The organism is Saccharopolyspora sp., assembly GCF_017434145.1.
GTDB classification, from domain to species: domain Bacteria; phylum Actinomycetota; class Actinomycetes; order Mycobacteriales; family Pseudonocardiaceae; genus Saccharopolyspora_C; species Saccharopolyspora_C galaxeae.
In genome coordinates, this window is the sequence record NZ_JAFRFW010000273.1 from 1 (window position 1) to 1,879 (window position 1,879).

General features: G+C 68.2%; 2 protein-coding genes. One reads left to right on the forward strand and one right to left on the reverse strand.

The genetic code is table 11. The features are described 5' to 3' along the window. Positions 1-227: DUF397 domain-containing protein (locus IJH84_RS07670; RefSeq protein WP_295142033.1), on the reverse strand; the 227-nt coding region annotated here is incomplete at its 3' end. Positions 228-480: 253 nt separating this feature from the next. Between IJH84_RS07670 and IJH84_RS07675 the strand changes: the two genes are divergently transcribed. Further along, positions 481-1,698, forward strand: a complete 1,218-nt coding sequence (locus IJH84_RS07675; protein ID WP_295142036.1) for an IS110 family transposase — start codon at positions 481-483, stop codon at positions 1,696-1,698. Positions 1,699-1,879: the final 181 nt, after the last annotated feature.

Here is a 1,879-nt window from a genome sequence, read left to right on the forward strand (position 1 = left end):
CCCGGCGGTCGCGTTCCGCCGGGGATCATCGCTAGGTTCAGCCGTCGCCCGTCTTTGACGGCTTCGACGAACGCGGTCCACTGGCCGCTGGTCGTGGTGAAGTACCCGGCGGCGCGGTCTTTGGTGTCACGCACCGCGGCGCCGCCAGCAGCACGGCCTACCTCGACGCAAGCGGTCTGCTGTGATGACCGGCTGGATTTCCGCCATCCCGTCACCTGTCGCGTCATGTGCTCTCCTCCAACATCGCTGCCCCCGTTACCTTTTTCGTGGCTCTGATCTTGGAGCCCTGGTCGCCAGGTCCGGCATGACTGAGTCCCCCAGTTGCTTGCATGATCCGGGGGGTGGTGTCACCGGGCCTGGTGGCATCGAGGGACCGCTGATAGGGACACGGCCGCCTGCGGGTAGGTCTCGTCGTAACGTGGCTGCCGGCCGTCGATGCCTGACTGGTGACCAGCAACTTCGACGCGAAGGACTGGGTGGATGACCAGCACATACGGCGTGTTCCTTGGCCTGGATGTGGGCAAGGGCGAGCACCACGCCGTGGGCCTGGACCCGAGCGGGAAGCGGCTGCATGACGGGCCGTTGCCCAACAGCGAACCGAAGCTGCGGGCGGTGTTCGACAAGCTCGCCGCCCACGGCCCGGTGTTGGTCGTGGTGGATCAACCGGCCACGATCGGCGCGCTGCCGGTCGCGGTCGCACGTGCTTGCGGGCACCAGGTCGCCTACCTGCCCGGCCTGGCGATGCGCCGCATTGCCGATCTCTACCCGGGCAACGCCAAGACCGATGCCCGCGACGCCTACGTGATCGCCGACGCAGCCCGCACCCTCCCGCACACGTTGCGGCAGGTCGACGTCGGCGACGATGCCTTGGCCGAACTCGGCGTCCTGGTCGGCTTCGACGACGACCTGGCCGCCGAAGCCACCCGGATCAGCAACCGCATCCGCGGCCTGCTCACCGGCATCCACCCCGCGCTCGAACGCGCACTCGGCCCGAAGGTCACCCACACCGCCGTGCTGGAGATCCTGGCCCGCTGCGGCGGTCCGATCGGCCTGGCCAACGCCAGCCGCCGCAAGCTGATCACGATCGCGACCAAGCACGCGCCCCGCATGGGCCAGCGGCTGGTCGACGACATCCTCGCCTCTTTGGCCGAGCAGACCGTGGTCGTTCCCGGCGCCGCCGCAGCCGACATGGTCCTGCCGCGCCTGGCTGAGAGCTTGAAAACCGTGCTGGAGCAACGGAAAACCCTCGCTGCCCAGGTCGAAGGGATCCTCGATGCGCACCCTCTTGCCGAGGTCCTGACTTCCATGCCCGGCATCGGGGTCAGGACCGCCGCCCGCATCCTGCTGGAAATCGGCGACGTCTCCGCCTTCGCCAACTCCGCACACCTCGCCGCCTACGCCGGCATCGCCCCGGTGACCCACCGCTCCGGCAGTAGCATCCGAGGTGAACATCCCGCCCGCACTGGGAATCGCAAGCTCAAGCGCGCGTTCTTCCTCGCCGCGTTCGCTGCCCTGTCCGACCCGGTCAGCCGCGCCTACTACGACCGCAAGAGAGCCGAGGGCAAGAAACACAACGCCGCTCTGATCTGCCTGGCCCGACGCCGCTGCGACGTCATCTTCGCCATGCTCCGCAACAAGACCTATTACCAACCAGCCCGCCCCACAACCCAACCCGCAGCGCCCCCGGCCGCCGCTTGACAAAACCATAGGAACACCCACCCCGAGCGGGGGCTTTCGTGCTGTTCGGGGACGTTTCGCAGCGGGCCGCACCCGATCGGTTCAGGTAGATGTGACGTGCGGCACCTGGTGCGGTGGCAGACCCCGGCGCAATGATTGGGTGGCCACAGGTTGGAAGGCCGAGTACTCGGCCCGTTCGGCG